Here is a 16,278-nt window from a genome sequence, read left to right as displayed (position 1 = left end):
GCGGTCGGAGGATGAGGCAAGCCATATCGACCACGCCCACGGCGCTCAGACCCTCGGTTTTTCGCCGTTTCCGGCGCATTTCCGGGGTATTTCCCGGATTACAGGCACACCCTCCCCACGACAGGCAGCAACTGCTTTCGCTTCAGCCACAGGTTCGACAGCGCAAACAGCGTCAGCACTTGCGCCGTGTTCTTCGCCAGGCCGCGATAGCGCACCTTGACGTAGCCAAACTGGCGCTTGATCACCCGGAACGGATGCTCCACCTTCGCCCTCAGGCTGGCCTTGGCGTGCTCCCAGCGCTGTGCCCACTTCAATTCGCGCTTGCTCTTGATCTGCTTCAGCTTCGAGGGCTTCTCCGCGATCAGATAGCGCAGCTTGCGCTTGCTCGCCATCTCCTCGCGCTTGGCCAGCCCGGTGTAGCCGCTGTCGCCGCATACCGTGTCTTCCTTGCCGTGCAGCAGCTTGTGCGCCTGGGTGATATCTGCGGCGTTGGCCGCCGTGCATTCCAAGTGGTGCACCAGCCCGGACTCATCGTCCACGCCGATGTGCGCTTTCATCCCGAAGTAGTACTGATTGCCCTTCTTGGTCTGGTGCATTTCCGGGTCGCGCTCGCCGTTCTTGTTCTTGGTCGAGCTGGGCGCGGCAATGATCGTGGCGTCCACGATGGTGCCGCCGCGCAGGCTCTGGCCCTTGCGCGATAGGTGCGCGTTGACCCGGTTGAACAGCGTGCGCGCCAGATCGTGCGTCTCCAGCAACCGGCGGAAGTTGAGGATCGTGGTCTCGTCCGGCACCTCATCCAACCCGCCGATCCTGGCGAAACGGCGCATCGACGCCGTGTCGTACAAGGCTTCTTCCGCGCCCGGGTCGCTCAGTGCGTACCACTGCTGCAGAAAGTGGATGCGCAGCATTGTCTCCAGCGGGTACGGCTGACGGCCCGGATGGCCCGACTTCGGATAGTGCGGCGCGATCAGCGCCAGCAGGTCTTTCCACGGCACCACCTGATCCATCTCGGCCAGCAACCTTTCGCGCCGCGTCTGCTTGCGCTTGCCGTTGTACTCCGCGTCGCCGAAAGACAATTGCATCGTCGTTGTCCTGTTGGGCTTTGTACGATTGTCGCAGGATCAGAGGGAGTTGTTCAGACCATCCTTAGGATGTCGCGCTCCTCGGTTACCCGCCTCAGTTCGGCCTTGAGCCGGCGAATCTCCGCTGAGTCGGTCGACGCCGCTGCAGCGCCGGCTGCCGGCGCCATCTTCCTGGCGGCCTGCACCCACCCGTATAGCGTGTGCTTGGGAATCCCGATTCGGGAGGCCACATCCACCACCGTGAAGCCGCGTTCGATCACCTGCTTCACCGCCTCGGCCCGGAACTCATCCGTGTACTGCTTGCTGTTGCCCATAAACACCTCGGTCATTGCCATCAATTATGGCGTCCGGATGTCTACGAAAGGCTGGCCGGTCCAGTCGGTGAACTGCTTGCCGTTGTCGGTCAGCAGCGTGTTGATCTTGATCGGACAGGCCGTGTGCAGTGCGTTCGGAAAGGCCTTTGCACTGGCCGCTGCCTTGTTGGTTTTGAACTGCACGCACACCCAGCGTGTGGCCCGGTCGATGGCCACGAACAGGTAGCGCCGGCTGCTCTCGTCCTGCCTCTGGGGCAGGGACTTCACATCCACGTGCACATCGCCGGGCTCCTAGCGCTTGAAGGCCTTGTGGGCCACAGCAGGCGCACGGGGCTTGAGGTCGTTGAGGTTGCCAGCCCCATGTCGGCGTAGGCACCTGTCCAGGCCCGAGCGAGAGACATCGGCACAGATGAATTCCCGCATGACCGCCAGCAGGTCATCCAGGGGCAACCACAAGGTGCGGCGCAAGTGGACCACCACGGTCTCTTGTGCAAGCGTGAGCACTGTCTGCAGGGGATGTGCGGTGTGCGAGCGGTCCCCGAACACCTCGCGCTTCTTCCACGGGTAGACCGTCTGCTCGGTGATGCCAACGCGCTGGGCCAGGACACTGGCCGTCTCATGGCTGGCCGCGATCTCGGCCCGCACGGTGGGTGTGGTGCGGGCGTTCTTGTGCAGGGCTATCCGCATGGCTTGGCTCCCGGAGTCGATTGCAAGGACGCTATCAACTCCTGTCACACGGCTCGGGCCATGGAAGAGGGGATCGCGTTTTGGATCTATGCAATCATCCGGGATGCGACATGTAGACACCGCCCAAGGCGACGGGCGACCTTCCGCGGTCGCGGTGGCGACGGGGCGATGCCGCCGCCGCGCTCACCACTCGCGCGGCGCGATCAGCTGCTCGGCATCGACGGCGTCGAAGCCGTAGGTCTTGGCGATGTACAGGAAGTCCACACCGATGTTGTCGCGCGCGGCGGTCTCGATCTCGCTGTCGTGCGCTTCGAACTCCAGCGCCAGCGCGTTGAATTCCTCGGTGGCGGCGTGGGTGAGCCGGTACAGCGCCGACAGGTCGGGCGGGGCCTGCGCCTCGATCGCTTCGCACAGCCGCAGCAGGATCTTCTGGCCCTTGCCGACCAGGAAGGAAGGAAAGTAGTCGTCGTCCAGCATTTCCTGCAGGAACGGATAGTAGGCGATCTGCTCGTTGCGGATGGGCATGGTCCGGGGGTCCTTTCCGCCCGCAGGAAGCGCGGGCGCCAGTGCATAGCATCGCGTATCCGGGCGCGGCGGAAAACGCTCCCCGCCGCCGCGCGGCGGGAATCAGGCCTCGCCTTCCGGCTCCAGCGCCTTGACCAGCACCGCGGCCTGGGTGCGGCTGTGGCATTCGAGCTTCTTCAGGATCGCCGTCACGTGCACCTTCACCGTGTTCTCGGCCAGGCCCAACGTGTAGGCGATCTGCTTGTTGAGCAGGCCGTCGGCCAGGCACAGCAGCACCCGGAACTGCTGCGGCGTGAGCTGCGCCAGCCGTGCGGCCAGTCGCGCGTCGGCTTCCGAGCGCGCCGCGGTCAGCGGCGGGAACCAGGTGCCGCCGTCGAGCACCGCCGCCACCGCGATGCCGATGGTCTCGGCCGGCGACGACTTGGGGATGAAGCCGGCCGCGCCGAACTGCTGCGCGCGGCGGATCACCCGCGGATGGTCGTTGGAGGAGATCACCACCACCGGCACGTTCGGGCGTTCGCCGCGCACGTGCAGCAGCGCCGAGAACCCGCGCTCGCCGGGCATGGCCAGGTCCAGCAGGACCAGGTCGGCGTCCGGCTGCGCGGCCAGCGCGGCATCCAGCGAGGCGGCGCTGGCCGCCTCGGTCACCCGCGCGCGCGGCAGGGCCTGGCGCAGCGCGTGCAGCACCGCGGCGCGGAACAGGGGATGGTCGTCGGCGACCAGGATCGTGGGCGCATCCATGCCGACAGTCTGGCATGCGCGGCCGCCGGGGCCTATCACCGCCGCGCGCGCAGGCCGCGGCGGGGCGGGCGGGTCCACGCCTGCACGGCTGCGCGGGGAGCGACGGCAGCGCCCCGCACGCGGCAATCGCGGCGACATTCAAGCGCCGCTGCCTGCGGCCGATAGCGTGGCGTGATCCGACTCCTTTCGATCTTCCTGCGGGGCGTGTGCCCGTCCGCGCGGCGCGGCGCGCTGCTGGCGGCGCTGCTGGCGCCGGGACTGGCCGTGGCCGCGACCCTCGCCAGCGACGGCGACACGCCCGATCTGCCGAGCAGCCTGGAGCATTTCGGCCTGGACGAGGGCCTGTCGCAGCTCTCGATCAATGCGCTGCAGAGCGATGACCAGGGCTTCCTGTGGATCGCCACGCAGGAGGGCCTCAACCGCTTCGACGGCCATCTGTTCCGGGCCTACCGCCACGAACTCGGCGCCAGCGACCGGCAAAGCCTGCTCAGCAGCAGCATCGACAGTCTCGCCTTCGAGGCGCGCGGCACCCGGCTGTGGCTGGGCACCAACGACGCCGGTCTGGAAGTGATCGAGCTGGCCACCTGGCGGCGGCATCGGCTGGGCGTGGCCGAGGGCCTGTCGCACAACCGGGTCATGGCCATCCTGGTCGATCCGCAGGGCGGCGCCTGGCTCGGCACCGAGCGCGGCATCGACCGCGTCGATGCGACGCTGCGCCGGGTCCTGCCGCTGGGCGGCGACGCACCGGTGGTCGGCCTGGCCTGGATGCCCGACGGCAAGCGCGCGATCGCGCTGGACCGGCGCTGCCGGCTGTGGCTGCTCGGCGCGCACGCGCGGCAGGCGCTGCCTGCCCCGCCGGGCATCGACGAATGCGTGGCGCTGCAGGCCGGGCCGGAAGGCCTGTGGCTGGCCTCGGCCAATGCCGGGCTGTTCAAGCTGGATGCGCAAGGCGGCGTGCTCGCGCACTGGAGCAACGCGCAACTGCTGACCGACCACAGCGATCTGAGTGCGCTGATCCGGCTGATCGACGGGCGCGTGCTGGTCGGCTCCAACAACGCCACGGTGACCCAACTGGGCCAGGACGCGACGCCGCGGCGGCTGCACTTCGACGTGCCGCCGCGCAGCGCCATCACCCGTTTCTACCAGGATGGCAACGGCACCTGGTGGATCGGCACCTACACCGCCGGCCTGTACCGGGTGCGGCCGCTGGCGGCGGTGATCCGCAACGACGAGGAGAATCTCACCGACGTCCATGCCTGGCCCAGTCCCAGCGTGCGCAGCATCTGGCGTCAGGGCGCGCGCATGTTGATCGGCACCGACCAGGGTCTGCTGATCCGCGACCGCGACCGCGCGCCCTGGCGCGTCCCGGCGCCGCTGGCCGCACGCACGGTACGCGCCATCGAGCGCGACGCCGACGGCTGGTGGTTGGGAACCCACCACGGGCTGTGGCGCCTGGACCGCCATGGCGCGCTGGCGCGCGTGGACGGGCTGGCCGATGCGCACGTGAACGACCTGCTGCGCGAGGGCGACACGCTGTGGGTCGCCACCCGCCACGGCCTGAGCCGTGTGATCGGCGGCCGCGTGCAGGACGATCCGCGCTGGGCGCCGCTGGCCGGGCGCATGCTGACCCGGCTGTACCGCGATGCCCAGGGCACGCTGTGGATCGGCTGCAACGACTGCGGCGTGTGGCGCATGCGCGGCGACCGGCCGGCCGAACCCTATCGGCCCGGCGGCGCCGGCGTGTACGCGTCGGTGTGGTCGCTGTACGCCGCCGACGGCGTGCTGTGGGTGGGCACGTTCTCTGGTGGGCTGTACCGGGTGGACCTCAGGCGCGACGTCGCGGTGCGCTACACCGATGGCGAAGGCCTCAGCAGCAACGTCGTCTACACGATCCTGCCGGACCCGCACGGACGGTTGTGGCTGAGCACCAACAACGGACTGAGCGTGCTCGATCCGGCGACGCGCATCGTGCAGAACCTGGGCCGCCGCGACGGCCTGCAGAACCAGGAATACAACAGCGGCCGCGGCTATCGCGACAACCGCGGCCTGCTGTATTTCGGCGGCACCCAGGGCGTGGACGTGGTCGACCCGGGCCGGCTGCCGCTGCGCAGCGCGCCGGCGCGCGCGGTGCTGACCGACCTGCGCGTGCTCGATGCCGAAGGCGGCCACGGCGAGCGGCAGACCGAGCGCGACGTGGTGTATGCGCAGCGCATCGCGCTGGACTACCGCGACAACGTGTTCAGCCTGGGCATGACCGCGATCGACTTCGCCGCGCCAGGCGCCGCGCGCCTGCGCTACCGGGTGAACGGGCTGCAGAAGGGCTGGGTGTATCCGCAGGCGGCGCACAGCGAGTTCTCGGTCAGCCATCTGCCGCCGGACCGCTACACGCTGGAGGTACAGGCGGCCGGGCGCGACGGCCAGTTCGGCGCCTCGCGCACGCTGCAGATCCAGGTGCGGCCACCGCCGTGGCGGCACCCGCTGGCCTATGCCGGCTACGCGCTGCTTGGCCTGCTGCTGCTCGGGCTGACCGCGCAACGGGTGCGCCGCACGGTCAACCGCGAGCGCGACATGGTCGAACTGCTGAACCTCACCGTCGCCGAGCGCACACGCCAGCTCGAACGCGCCAACCAGCAGCTGCTGCAGAGCAACGTGCAACTGGAAGCGGCCACGCGCATGGATCCGCTGACCCGGGTCTCCAACCGCCGCGAGCTGCACGATTGGCTGGCCCGCGAATGCCCGTCGCTGCTCGCCCAGCTTGACGCCGGCGGCAGCGCGGACGCGCTGTACTTCTTCATGATCGACGTCGACGACTTCAAGCGCATCAACGACGACTACGGCCACCAGGCCGGCGACGCGGCGCTGGTGCACTGCGCCGACCGCCTGCGCGCGCTGTGCGGCGCCCACGACCTGCTGGTGCGCTGGGGCGGCGAGGAGTTCCTGCTGATCACCCGCCTGCACCGCGACGGCGCCGCCGAGGCCATGGCCGAGCGGCTGCGCGCGGCCGTGGCCGCGCATCGCGTTGCGCTGGAACCGCACGCGCTGGCGTTGACCTGTTCGATCGGCTTCGCGCCGTGGCCGTTCGCGGCGGCGTGGCCGGCGCTGGGCGACTGGGAACAGAGCGTGGGCCTAGCCGATCGCTGCCTGTATGCGGCCAAGGGCGCAGGCAAGAACGCCTGGGTCGGGCTGGGCGCAGGCGCGACGCCGGAGCGGCGGCGCGTGCATGCGTTGCTGGCCGGCACCGCGCCCGAGCAGCTCGGCGCCAGCGTGCGGATTCTGCACTCCACCGCGCAGCCGCCGCGCTTCGCACGCTGAGCGCCGGCGGCGCCCGACCTCAGCGCGGCGGCCTGCGCTGCATGCTGCTGCGCCAGGCATCCAGGAACTGGCGGCGCTTGAGCGCGTCCAGGTACACCAGCAATCCCGGCCCCAGCGCGATCGGACGCCGCGCCGGGGCCGCCGCCGGCGCGGCGGCAGCGGCGCCGCCCACCGGCAGGATCGGCTTGAGCCGCGCCTCGCGCGACAGCACCTGCTGCCCGCGCGGCGACAGCAGGTAGTCGAGGAAACGGCGCGCCTCGGCCGCGTGCGGCGTATCGCGCGGAATCACCACGGTGCGCAGCGCGACCAGGGTGTAGTCCTCCGGCTGCACGATCGCCAGCGGCGCGCCGGCGTCGATCCGCGCCTGCGCATAGGAGCCCAGCACGTTGTAGGCCAGCAGCAGTTCGCCGCGGCTGACCCGGTCCAGCAGCACGCCGGTGCGCTCCTCCAGCACCACCTGGTTGTCGCCCATCGCCGCCAACAACGCGCCGGCCATGCTGCCGATCTGCCCGTCCTGGGTCGCGAACAGATAGCCGACGCCGCTGCGCTGCACGTCGTAGGTGCCGATCCTGCCGCGCAGCGGCTGGCCAGGCGCGCGCAGCAGTTCCAGCAGCTGGCGGCGCGTGCGCGGCACCTGCGCGGCCGGCAGCCGGTTCTTGTTGTAGACGATCGCCACCGGCTCGTAGCTGATCCCGAACGCCTCGTGCCGCCATTGCGCCCATGCCGGCAGCGCCTCGGTCTGCGGCGAGCGGTGCGCGAGCGCGTGGCCGTCGTTCACCAGCTTGGTCTGCAGGTCCATGCTGGCGCTGATCAGCAGGTCGGCGCAGCGCGCGCCGGGCGGCGGATGCAGGTAGCGCTGGTAGATGTCCCAGGCGATCACGTCCTGGTACACCACCTCGGTGCGCGGATGCAGCCGCTGGTAGTCGCCGATCACCGCGGCGAACACCTCGATGTCGGTCGAGCCCTGGATGCACAGCCGGGCATCGGCCGCGCCCTGCGCCGGGAAGCGGCGGATGTCGCCGGGCGCGGCCGTCGCGGCATGGGCCAGGACGCAGGCCAGCAGCAGGACGCCGGCGCGGAGCGGGGGAAGGATCGTCATGGGTGCAGCCTGGGCAGGCGCAGGCTGGCGATGAGGCCGCCGCCGACGCGGTTGGACAGATCGATGCGCCCGCCGTGGCTGTCGACCACGCGCTTGACGATCGCCAGGCCGAGCCCGGCGCCGCCGGCGGCCGCATTCTCGCCGCGCGCGAAGCGTTCGAACACGCGCTCGGCGGCGGCGGCGGCGATGCCGGGGCCATGGTCGGCCACGGTCACCACGCACTGCTGCGCCTCGCAGGTCAGCGCCACCTGCAGCACGCCGTCGCCGCCGTACTTGCAAGCGTTGTCGATCAGGTTCTTGATCGCCTCGCGCAGCAGCAGCGCATCGCCGCGCACCAGCGCCGCCTCGCTGGCGATGGCCAGCTGCACGCGCGGACGCGGCTGCGATTGCGGCAATGCCTCGTGCAGCGCCTGGTGCACCACTTCGGCCAGATCGACGCTGGCGTAGCGCTGCAGGTTGGCGCGGTGGATCACGCTGGCGTCGCTGAGCAACTGGTTGAGCAGCCGGCTCATGTGCATGGCGTTGCGCTCGATCGCCTCCAGGCTGCGGCGCATCTGGCGCGGATCGTCCTCGTCCAGCGCCAACTGCGCCTGCGCGCGCAGCGCCGCCAGCGGCGTGCGCATCTGGTGCGCGGCCTCGGCCATGAACGCGCGCAGGGTCTCGTTGCTGCTCGCCAGGCGCGCCATGAAGCGGTTCAACGCCGCCACCATCTGGTGCATCTCCTGCGGCGCGGCCACCGCCAGCGGTTTGAGTTCCGACGGCTCGCGCCGCGACAGGTCGCGCTCGATCCGGTGCAGCGGGCGCAGCGCGCGGTACACGCCCAGCCACACCAGCGCCAGCGACAGCAGCGACAGCACCGCGATCGCGACCAGCGCGTGCAGCACCACGTCCTGCGCCAAGGCTGCGCGCGCGCGCCGGGTCTGCCCGACCTGCACCCACACCTCGCCCTGCGCCGCCGCCGACGACACTCGCCGCGCCACCACGGCGAACCGCACCCGCTCGCCGCTGTACACGGCATCGAACAGCCGCGGCGGTGCGCTGGCGGGCGGCAGCGACGGCACCTTCGGCAAATCGCCATAGCCGGTGATGGTGCGTCCATGCGCATCGAACACGCGATAAAACACCCGGTCTTCCGGCGCCATCGCCAGCAGGTCCAGCGCCGCGTATGGCAGGTCCACCTGCCATTGCCCGCCGGCCAGCGCCACCGAGTCGACGATCGACAGCGCCGAGGACACCAGCAGATGGTCGTAGGAGCGATTGGCCGCGCGCTGGCCGTAGTCGCGGGCGGCGAAGAACAGCGCCACCGCGCCGAGCAGCGACAGCGCACCCAGGTACAGCAGCAACGTGCGCCGGATCGACGGCGCCGGCAGCGCGGCCTCAGCCATCGCGGCCCGGCTCCTGCGGCGCCGCCGCAGGCGTGCCGGGTTCGGCCGCTTCCAGCTTGTAGCCGACCCCGCGCACGGTGACGATGCGCAGCGGCGCGGCGGCCAGCTTCCTGCGCAGGCGCCCGACGTACAGCTCGATCGCGTTCGGCCCGGCGGCGTCGTCGAAGCCGAACAGGCCGTTGCCGATCTCGTCCTTGCCGACCACCTGACCGAGCCGGCCGATCAGGATCTCCAGCAGGCGGTACTCACGGTTGGGCAGCTCGATCGGCGCGCCGTCCAGGCTGACCCTGTGCGCGGCGTTGTCGAAGGCGAAACCGCCCAACTGCACCACCTCGCTGGCGTTGCCGCGATTGCGCCGCAGCAGCACCCGGCAGCGCGCCTCGAATTCGCGGAAATCGAACGGCTTGCCCAGGTAGTCGTCGGCGCCCACGTCCAGCGCCTGTACGCGGTCCTCGATGCCGTCGCGCGCGGTCAGCATCAGCACCGGCGTGGTGTCGCCGCGCTCGCGCAGCCCGGCCAGCACGCGCAAGCCATCCAGCCGGGGCAGGCCGATGTCCAGCACCACCAGGTCGAAGCGCTGGTAACGCAGCACGCTGGCCGCGCCCAGCCCATCGCTCTGCCAATCCACCGCATGCCCGCTGCGGCGCATGCGCCGCACGATCGCATCGGCTAGATCGGCGTTGTCCTCGACTAGCAGAAGGCGCATTGGGGCCGGGAATCGGGAATGGAGAATCGGCAATGGTAAGAGCAATCGCCAAAGCCTAGCGCATCCGGAGAGCGGCGCTCTTCTCCTATTGCCCATTCCCGACTCTCCCTTCCCGGCTCCCCACCGACAGGTCGATGACAGCTATGCCGCACTAGGCTGCAGCCACGCTGGCCTGCGCCTTCCGTTGCGGGCGACCGACTCATCGACGCGCTGCGCGCACCTGGGAGGGTACGTGAACCTGAAGAAATTGAGCCTGTGCGGCGCTTGCGCCTGCACCTTGCTGTCCCTGCCCCCGCTGGCGCACGCCGCCGACGGCGACGACGACCGCCCGGTCACCGCCGAGATCGGCGGCCGCCTGCATTGGGACGTCGCCCAGTTCGACAACGACCACCGCGGCACGCCCAATCCCGACGACACCGAGATCCGCCGGCTGTGGATCGACGTGTCCGGCAAGTTCTTCGGCTTCGGCTACAAGGTCGAAGGCGATTTCGCCGGGTTGCAGGAGGACTTCAACGGCAAGGGCATCGAGGCCAAGGACGTCTACCTGACCCGCAAATTCGACGCCGGCACGCTGAGCGTCGGCCAGTTCAAGCAGTACTTCTCGCTGGACGACCGCACCGGTTCCAATTTCGGCCAGTTCCTGGAACGCAGCGGCGCGGCCAGCACGCTGGCGCCGCTGTACCGCAAGGCGGTGTCGTGGCAGGCGGCCGGCAAGGACTACACCTGGGCCGCCAGCGTCTACAGCCTGGAAAGCATCGACGTGTCCAACATCAAGGGCGATGCGTTCGGCGGCCGCGGCACCTGGGCGCCGGGCGCGCGCGACGGCGACGTGCTGCACCTGGGTCTGTCGCTGGCGCACGAGCGCTACGACCATCCCGGCGCCAACGGCGCGCCGGCGCTGAGCATCCGCCCGCGTCCGGCCGGGCATCTGTCCGACGACAGCCGCATCACCCTGGCGCGCTTCGCCGGCGGCCGCGATACCGACGTGGACAAGTGGTCGTTGGAATACGCGCAGGTGCGTGGCCCGCTGTCGTGGCAGGGCGAGTTCAGCGGCGGGCTGTTCGACGACGGCGCGCAGCGCGCGCAGGTGCTGTCCGCCTACGGCTTCATCAGCTGGTTCGCGACCGGCGAATCGCGCCGCTACGACGGCAAGACCGGGCGCTTCACCCGCATCAAGCAGGTCGACAACCCGCGCGGCGCGTTCGAACTGGCGCTGCGCTACGACCGCATGTGGGGCACGCAGCACCTGGATGGCCAAGCGGATTTCCTCGACGCCTCCACCGCATCGTGGACGCTGGCCGGCAACTGGTACCTCAAGCCGAACATGCGCTTGATGCTGAACCTGATCGACAGCCGCAACCGCGACCGCCTGGCCGGCACCACGCTGGACCACACCCGCGCGATCACCGGCCGCTTCCAGTACGACTTTTGAATCGCGGGACCCGGGACCCGAAGAACGGAAACCGATAACGCTTCAGATCGCAATACTGCGCTTTTCCGGGTCCCCGGTCCCGAGTCCCGCCCCTTTCCGCCCCACCCAAGGAACTCCCATGCTGACCGCGCTCGGTTTCGGAATGGTCATCACCTTCATGTACCTGATCATGAGCAAGCGGCTGTCGCCGCTGGTCGCCTTGATCATCGTGCCGATCGCGTTCGCGCTGGCCGGCGGCTTCGGCACCGGCATCAACGAGATGATGCTGGAGGGGATCAAGAAGATCGCGCCGACCGGCGTGATGTTGATGTTCGCGATCCTGTACTTCGGGGTGATGATCGACGCCGGCCTGTTCGACCCGCTGGTGCGGCGCATCCTGCGCCTGGTCAAGGGCGACCCGATGAAGATCGTGCTCGGCACCGCGGTGCTGGCCTTGCTGATCTCGCTCGACGGCGACGGCTCCACCACCTACATGATCACCGTGTCGGCGATGCTGCCGCTGTACCGCCGCATCGGCATGAACGCGCTGAACCTGACCTGCGTGACCATCCTCGCCGGCGGGGTGATGAACCTGACCCCGTGGGGCGGACCGACCGCGCGCGCGGCCACCGCACTGCACGTGGATCCGGCCGACGTGTTCGTGCCGCTGCTGCCGGCGATGGCGCTGGCGATCGCCGGCATCCTGGTGCTGGCCTGGTACCTGGGCATGCAGGAACGGCGCCGGCTCGGCGTCGCCGCGCTGCCGGGCGACGCCTGGTTGGACGCCAGCGTGGCCGACGACGGCGATGCGCTGCCGACCGTGGAAGACGCCGAGGACATCAAGCGGCCGAAGCTGCTGTGGGTGAACCTGGCACTGACCCTGGCGCTGATGGCGGCGCTGGTGGTCGGCGTACTGCCGATGCCGGTGCTGTTCATGATCGGTTTCGCGCTGGCGCTGCTGATCAACTACCCGAACCTGGCCGAGCAGCGCCGGCGCCTGGTCAACCATGCCGGCAACGTGCTGTCGGTGGTGTCGCTGATCTTCGCCGCCGGCGTGTTCACCGGCATCCTGTCCAATACCGGCATGGTCGACGCCATGTCGCGCAGCTTCCTGGCGGTGATCCCGGATGCGTGGGGACCGTACCTGGCGGCGATCACCGCGATCGCCAGCATGCCCTTCACTTTCTTCATGTCCAACGACGCGTTCTACTTCGGCGTGCTGCCGATCCTGTCCGAGGCCGCCAGCCACTACGGCATCACCCCGGTGGAAATGGCCCGCGCCTCGCTGGCCGGGCAGCCGGTGCACCTGCTCAGCCCGCTGGTGCCGTCCACCTACCTGCTGGTCGGCCTGGCCAAGGTCGATTTCGCCGACCACCAGCGCTTCACCTTGAAGTGGGCGGTGCTGGTTTCGTTGTTGTTGATGGGGGGAAGTTTGTTGTTCGCCCTGTATCCGTTGGCTGCTTGAGTCTTCGGGACCCGGGACCCGGAAAAGCGCAGCGCCGCGATCGGCGGCTCTACCGACTTCCGTTTTTCCAGTCCCGAGTCCCCCGTCCCGCCCTCCCAACCCACAGAGGCTCCAGATGACCCTAAGAATCGCCTACGTCACCAGCGGCATGGGCAGCATCGGCACCGCGATCTGCCAGAAGCTGGCGCGCAACGGACATACCGTGGTCGCCGGCTGCGGCCCCAACTCGCCGCGCAAGTCGGCGTGGCTGCGCGAGCAGCGCGAGCTGGGCCTGGACTTCATCGCCTCCGAAGGCAACGCCACCGACTGGGACTCCACCGTCGCCGCATTCGCCAAGGTCAGGGCCGAGGTCGGCGAGATCGACGTGCTGGTCAACAACGCCGGCGGCAGCCGCGACACCCTGTTCCGGCAGATGAGCCGCGAGGACTGGCAGGCGGTGATCGCCAGCAACCTCAACGCGCTGTTCAACATCACCAAGCAGGTGGTGGACGGCATGACCACGCGCGGCTGGGGACGCATCGTCAACATCGGCGCGGTCAGCGCGCAGAAGGGCCAGATCGGGCAGATCAACTACGCCACCGCCAAGGCCGCGATGCACGGCTTCAGCCGCGCGCTGGCGCAGGAAGTAGCCTCGCGCGGGGTCACCGTCAACACCGTCTCGCCCGGCTACATCGCCAGCGCGGCGATCAGCGGCTTCCCGCCGGACGTGCTCGACCGCCTGGCCACCTCGGTGCCGCTGCGCCGGCTCGGCAAGCCCGAGGAAGTGGCCGCGCTGTGCGGCTGGCTGGCGTCCGACGACGCCGCCTACGTCACCGGCGCCGACTACGCGGTCAACGGCGGCCTGCACATGGCCTAGGACCTGTCGCGCGCGCCGCCGGCCCACGCGCGCAGACATTCTCGCCGCGGCGGGTGGCATAGACTGGCATTCCGCTCCGTGCGCCACCCACCGCCACTGCATGCCCGACAAACCCGACCGCCGCGCGCCCGGCGCGCGCCTGCAGATGGCCGATATCGCGCGCATGGCCGGCGTGTCCGAGTCCACCGTCTCGCGCGCGCTGGCCGACAACCCGGTGGTCGCCGAGCGCACCCGCGCCTACATCAAACAGTTGGCGCGCGAGGCCGGCTACCGCGTCGATCCGGTCGCGCGCAGCCTGCGCTCGCGGCGCTCCAACATCGTCTGCGTGGCGGTGCCGCTGACGCACACGCACGAGCAACCGCTGTCGGACCCGTTCATGATGACCATGCTGGCGCTGCTCGCCGACGCCTTGACCGCGCGCGGCTACAGCATGCTGCTGTCCAAGCTGGACCGGCACCAGGACCACTGGGTCGAAGACCTGGCGCGCGGCAGCCGCGCCGACGGCGTGATCATGCTCGGGCAGAGTTCCGAACACGCCGCGCTGGATGCGGCCGCGCGCAGCGGCCTGCCGATGGTGGTGTGGGGCAGCCACATCGACGGCCAGGCCTACGTCAGCATGGGCAGCGACAACCTGCGCGGTGGCGAGCTGGCCACCGCGCACCTGATCGAAATCGGCCGCCGGCGCATCGCCTTCCTCGGCGACGAGCGGTTGCCGGAAGTGGCGCCGCGTTTCGCCGGCTACCGGCGCATGCTCGAACGCCATGGCCTGGACTTCGATCCGCGGCTGCACGCACGCAGCCACTTCCTCAGCGAGGACGCCTACCGCCTGACGCGGGCGATGCTGAAGAAATCCGATCCGCCGGATGCACTGTTCGCCGTGTCCGACGTGATCGCGCTGGGCGCGATCCGCGCGCTGACCGACGCCGGCCACCGCGTGCCGCAGGACATCTCGCTGGTCGGCTTCGACGACATCCCGCTGGCCGCCTACAGCCAGCCGCCGCTGACCACCGTGCGCCAGGACCTGGCGCAGGCGGCGACGCTGCTGGTGGACGGCGTGCTGCGCCTGATCGCCGGGGAGCCGCTGCAGTCGGTGGAGCTGGCGGTGAGTCTGGTGGTGCGGGATTCGGCGTGAGAGGCCGGGACTGGGGACCTGGAAAAGCCCGGCGCCGCGAACGGAAGCCTTACCGACTTCCGTTCTTCGAGTCCCCAGTCCCCGGTCCCGAGTCCCGCCCAAGCTTCACGAACACCATCGCCACCGCCGCCATCAGCATCAACCCGCCCGCCAGGCGGATCACGTTGCGCGGGTCGCCGTGCAGCCAAGACGCGAAGTACAGCGGCAAGGTCACGATCTGGATCAGCATCGGCAGCACGATGAACAGGTTGAACAGGCCCATGTACACGCCGGTGCGCTGGGGCGGGATGCTGTCGGCCAGCATCAGGTACGAATTGCCCATCATGCTCGCCCAGGCCAGGCCGATGCCGATCATCGGCAACAACAGCAGCCAGCGGTCGTGGATCGCCGGCAGCAGGCACATGCCGATGCCGGCGGCGAGCAGGCACCCGGCGTGCGTGATCTTGGGGCCCACACGGCGCGCCACCGGCACCATCGCGAACGCGGCGACGAACGCGACGAAATTGTAGAAGCCGCCGATCCGGCCGTTGACCAGTCCGGCTTCGCTGAACCCGTGCGAGTCCGCCGCGGTGGTCCCGAACAGCGTGGTCGACAGCGACAGCACGATGTGCTGCCAGTAGCAGAACATCGCATACCACTGGAACAACATCACCGGCGCCAGCTGTCGCATCGTCGGCGGCATCTGCCGCGCCGCATCGACGATCTCGCGCAGCGTCGCCAGCGGGCCGGCCGCGGCGCCGCGCAGGCGTTCCAGTTGCGCCGGCGGCAGCGCCGGCTCGTGCACGCTGCGCGCGGTGAGCAGGATCGAGGCGGCGGAAAAGCCCGCACCGATCGCGAACGCGGCAATGGTGACGTAGGGAATGCGGTGCGCGTTGGCCGCGTCCTGGTTCATGCCCACCCACACCAGCAGCGGCGGGGTGACGTAGGTCAGGGTCTGGCCCAGGCCGCTGAACGCGCTCTGGGTGAGATAGCCCAGCGCGCGATAAGGTTCCATCGCCACGTTGTTGGCCACGTCCAGCATCCACAGCAGGCTCACCGCCATCCATAGCGCCAAGCTGAAGGGCATCAGCAGCAGGCACAGGCTGCACACCAGCGCGCCGACCACCATGTACGGCATGCGCCGGCCCCAACGGGTGACGGTGCGGTCGCTCAGCGCGCCGACCACCGGCTGCAGCACCAGCCCTGTAATCGGGCCGGCCAGCCACAGATACGGCAGGCTGGCGTGATCGGCGCCCAGGTCGTTGTAGATCGGGCTCATGTTGCTCTGCTGCAGGCCGAAGCTGTACTGCACGCCGAAGAAGCCGGCGTTGAGCGCCAGCACGCGCGGCAACGGAAGCAAGGGGCGATCGGGGCGCGTGGGCATCGGCCTGCATGAGCATCGGCCTGACAGGAAGCCAAGGACGCTGCGGGCCCCGCGCCACGGCGGCAGAGCGAATGTTCCGAGCAATGCAATCGTTTGCAACATTGAGTTGACTATGACCCAAGGTCCAGGCAATTTCATTCCATGACTATCGTCAGACTATTGTTGGACTGGCGTCGGACTATTGTCGATGTTGTTGCAAT

12 protein-coding genes and 2 pseudogenes are annotated in these 16,278 nt (G+C 69.4%); 5 read left to right on the top strand and 9 right to left on the bottom strand.

The features are described 5' to 3' along the window. Positions 1-98: 98 nt before the first annotated feature. The 5 genes and pseudogenes from G4Q83_RS03150 to G4Q83_RS03130 form a co-directional block, all read right to left on the bottom strand. Positions 99-1,082 carry an IS5 family transposase gene (locus tag G4Q83_RS03150; protein ID WP_185817191.1) on the bottom strand — a complete coding sequence of 328 codons (984 nt, stop codon included), beginning with the start codon at positions 1,080-1,082 and terminating at the stop codon, positions 99-101. Between the two features lie 62 nt (positions 1,083-1,144). Next, a pseudogene (locus G4Q83_RS03145) lies at positions 1,145-1,396 on the bottom strand (transposase); the annotation flags it as partial. Positions 1,397-1,459: 63 nt separating this feature from the next. Further along, positions 1,460-2,083: pseudogene (locus tag G4Q83_RS03140) on the bottom strand (transposase family protein); the annotation flags it as partial. 183 nt (positions 2,084-2,266) lie between these two features. Then, positions 2,267-2,608 carry a DUF5713 family protein gene (locus tag G4Q83_RS03135; protein ID WP_128420782.1) on the bottom strand — a complete coding sequence of 114 codons (342 nt, stop codon included), beginning with the start codon at positions 2,606-2,608 and terminating at the stop codon, positions 2,267-2,269. Positions 2,609-2,710: 102 nt separating this feature from the next. Then, on the bottom strand, positions 2,711-3,349 hold the full coding sequence (locus G4Q83_RS03130; RefSeq protein ID WP_128420781.1) for a LuxR C-terminal-related transcriptional regulator: 639 nt from the start codon (positions 3,347-3,349) through the stop codon (positions 2,711-2,713). 171 nt (positions 3,350-3,520) lie between these two features. Between G4Q83_RS03130 and G4Q83_RS03125 the strand changes: the two genes are divergently transcribed. Beyond that, entirely contained in the window at positions 3,521-6,661 is a 3,141-nt protein-coding gene (locus G4Q83_RS03125) for a ligand-binding sensor domain-containing diguanylate cyclase (protein ID WP_246432257.1), read from the top strand. Positions 6,662-6,680: 19 nt separating this feature from the next. Here the strand turns inward: G4Q83_RS03125 and G4Q83_RS03120 are convergent, their stop codons facing one another. The 3 genes from G4Q83_RS03120 to G4Q83_RS03110 are packed head-to-tail and all read right to left on the bottom strand — an operon-like array spanning position 6,681 to position 9,851. After that, entirely contained in the window at positions 6,681-7,760 is a 1,080-nt protein-coding gene (locus tag G4Q83_RS03120; RefSeq protein WP_128420780.1) for an ABC transporter substrate-binding protein, read from the bottom strand. Then, complete coding sequence (locus G4Q83_RS03115) at positions 7,757-9,145, bottom strand: sensor histidine kinase (protein WP_128420779.1); 1,389 nt, start codon at positions 9,143-9,145, stop codon at positions 7,757-7,759. Before G4Q83_RS03115 ends, G4Q83_RS03120 begins: the two co-directional genes overlap by 4 nt. Continuing rightward, positions 9,138-9,851 carry a response regulator transcription factor gene (locus G4Q83_RS03110; protein WP_128420778.1) on the bottom strand — a complete coding sequence of 238 codons (714 nt, stop codon included), beginning with the start codon at positions 9,849-9,851 and terminating at the stop codon, positions 9,138-9,140. The genes G4Q83_RS03115 and G4Q83_RS03110 overlap by 8 nt, the downstream gene beginning before the upstream one ends. A 232-nt stretch (positions 9,852-10,083) precedes the next feature. On the opposite strand from G4Q83_RS03110, the gene G4Q83_RS03105 reads away from it, so the two are divergent. The 4 genes from G4Q83_RS03105 (at position 10,084) to G4Q83_RS03090 (ending at position 14,715) form a co-directional block, all read left to right on the top strand. Then, positions 10,084-11,283, top strand: coding sequence for an OprO/OprP family phosphate-selective porin (locus tag G4Q83_RS03105; protein ID WP_128420777.1), 1,200 nt, complete (start codon positions 10,084-10,086; stop codon positions 11,281-11,283). Positions 11,284-11,401: 118 nt separating this feature from the next. Further along, positions 11,402-12,727 (top strand): CitMHS family transporter, encoded by a 1,326-nt coding sequence (locus G4Q83_RS03100; RefSeq protein WP_128420776.1) that lies wholly within the window; start codon positions 11,402-11,404, stop codon positions 12,725-12,727. 115 nt (positions 12,728-12,842) lie between these two features. Further along, entirely contained in the window at positions 12,843-13,583 is a 741-nt protein-coding gene (gene phbB, locus G4Q83_RS03095; protein WP_128420775.1) for an acetoacetyl-CoA reductase, read from the top strand. 100 nt (positions 13,584-13,683) lie between these two features. After that, a complete protein-coding gene (locus G4Q83_RS03090) occupies positions 13,684-14,715 on the top strand; it encodes a LacI family DNA-binding transcriptional regulator (protein WP_128420774.1) in 1,032 nt (343 codons plus the stop codon). 49 nt (positions 14,716-14,764) lie between these two features. On the opposite strand, the gene G4Q83_RS03085 is transcribed toward G4Q83_RS03090, so the two are convergent. Next, positions 14,765-16,078: an MFS transporter gene (locus G4Q83_RS03085; protein WP_128420773.1), complete on the bottom strand. Its 1,314-nt coding sequence runs from the start codon at positions 16,076-16,078 to the stop codon at positions 14,765-14,767. Between the last annotated feature and the right edge of the window lie 200 nt (positions 16,079-16,278).

Origin of the sequence: Xanthomonas theicola (assembly GCF_014236795.1) — a bacterium.
Lineage (GTDB): Bacteria > Pseudomonadota > Gammaproteobacteria > Xanthomonadales > Xanthomonadaceae > Xanthomonas_A > Xanthomonas_A theicola.
Note: the sequence above shows the minus strand (reverse complement) of the source record. Positions and strands in the feature narration are given on the sequence as shown.

Coding starts and splice junctions, on each gene's coding strand:
- G4Q83_RS03130 (WP_128420781.1), bottom strand. CDS start 3,349: ATGGATGCGCCCACGATCCTGGTCGCCGACGACCATCCCCTGTTCCGC.
- G4Q83_RS03135 (WP_128420782.1), bottom strand. CDS start 2,608: ATGCCCATCCGCAACGAGCAGATCGCCTACTATCCGTTCCTGCAGGAA.
- G4Q83_RS03115 (WP_128420779.1), bottom strand. CDS start 9,145: ATGGCTGAGGCCGCGCTGCCGGCGCCGTCGATCCGGCGCACGTTGCTG.
- phbB (WP_128420775.1), top strand. CDS start 12,843: ATGACCCTAAGAATCGCCTACGTCACCAGCGGCATGGGCAGCATCGGC.
- G4Q83_RS03090 (WP_128420774.1), top strand. CDS start 13,684: ATGCCCGACAAACCCGACCGCCGCGCGCCCGGCGCGCGCCTGCAGATG.
- G4Q83_RS03110 (WP_128420778.1), bottom strand. CDS start 9,851: ATGCGCCTTCTGCTAGTCGAGGACAACGCCGATCTAGCCGATGCGATC.
- G4Q83_RS03150 (WP_185817191.1), bottom strand. CDS start 1,082: ATGCAATTGTCTTTCGGCGACGCGGAGTACAACGGCAAGCGCAAGCAG.
- G4Q83_RS03120 (WP_128420780.1), bottom strand. CDS start 7,760: ATGACGATCCTTCCCCCGCTCCGCGCCGGCGTCCTGCTGCTGGCCTGC.
- G4Q83_RS03100 (WP_128420776.1), top strand. CDS start 11,402: ATGCTGACCGCGCTCGGTTTCGGAATGGTCATCACCTTCATGTACCTG.
- G4Q83_RS03085 (WP_128420773.1), bottom strand. CDS start 16,078: ATGCCCACGCGCCCCGATCGCCCCTTGCTTCCGTTGCCGCGCGTGCTG.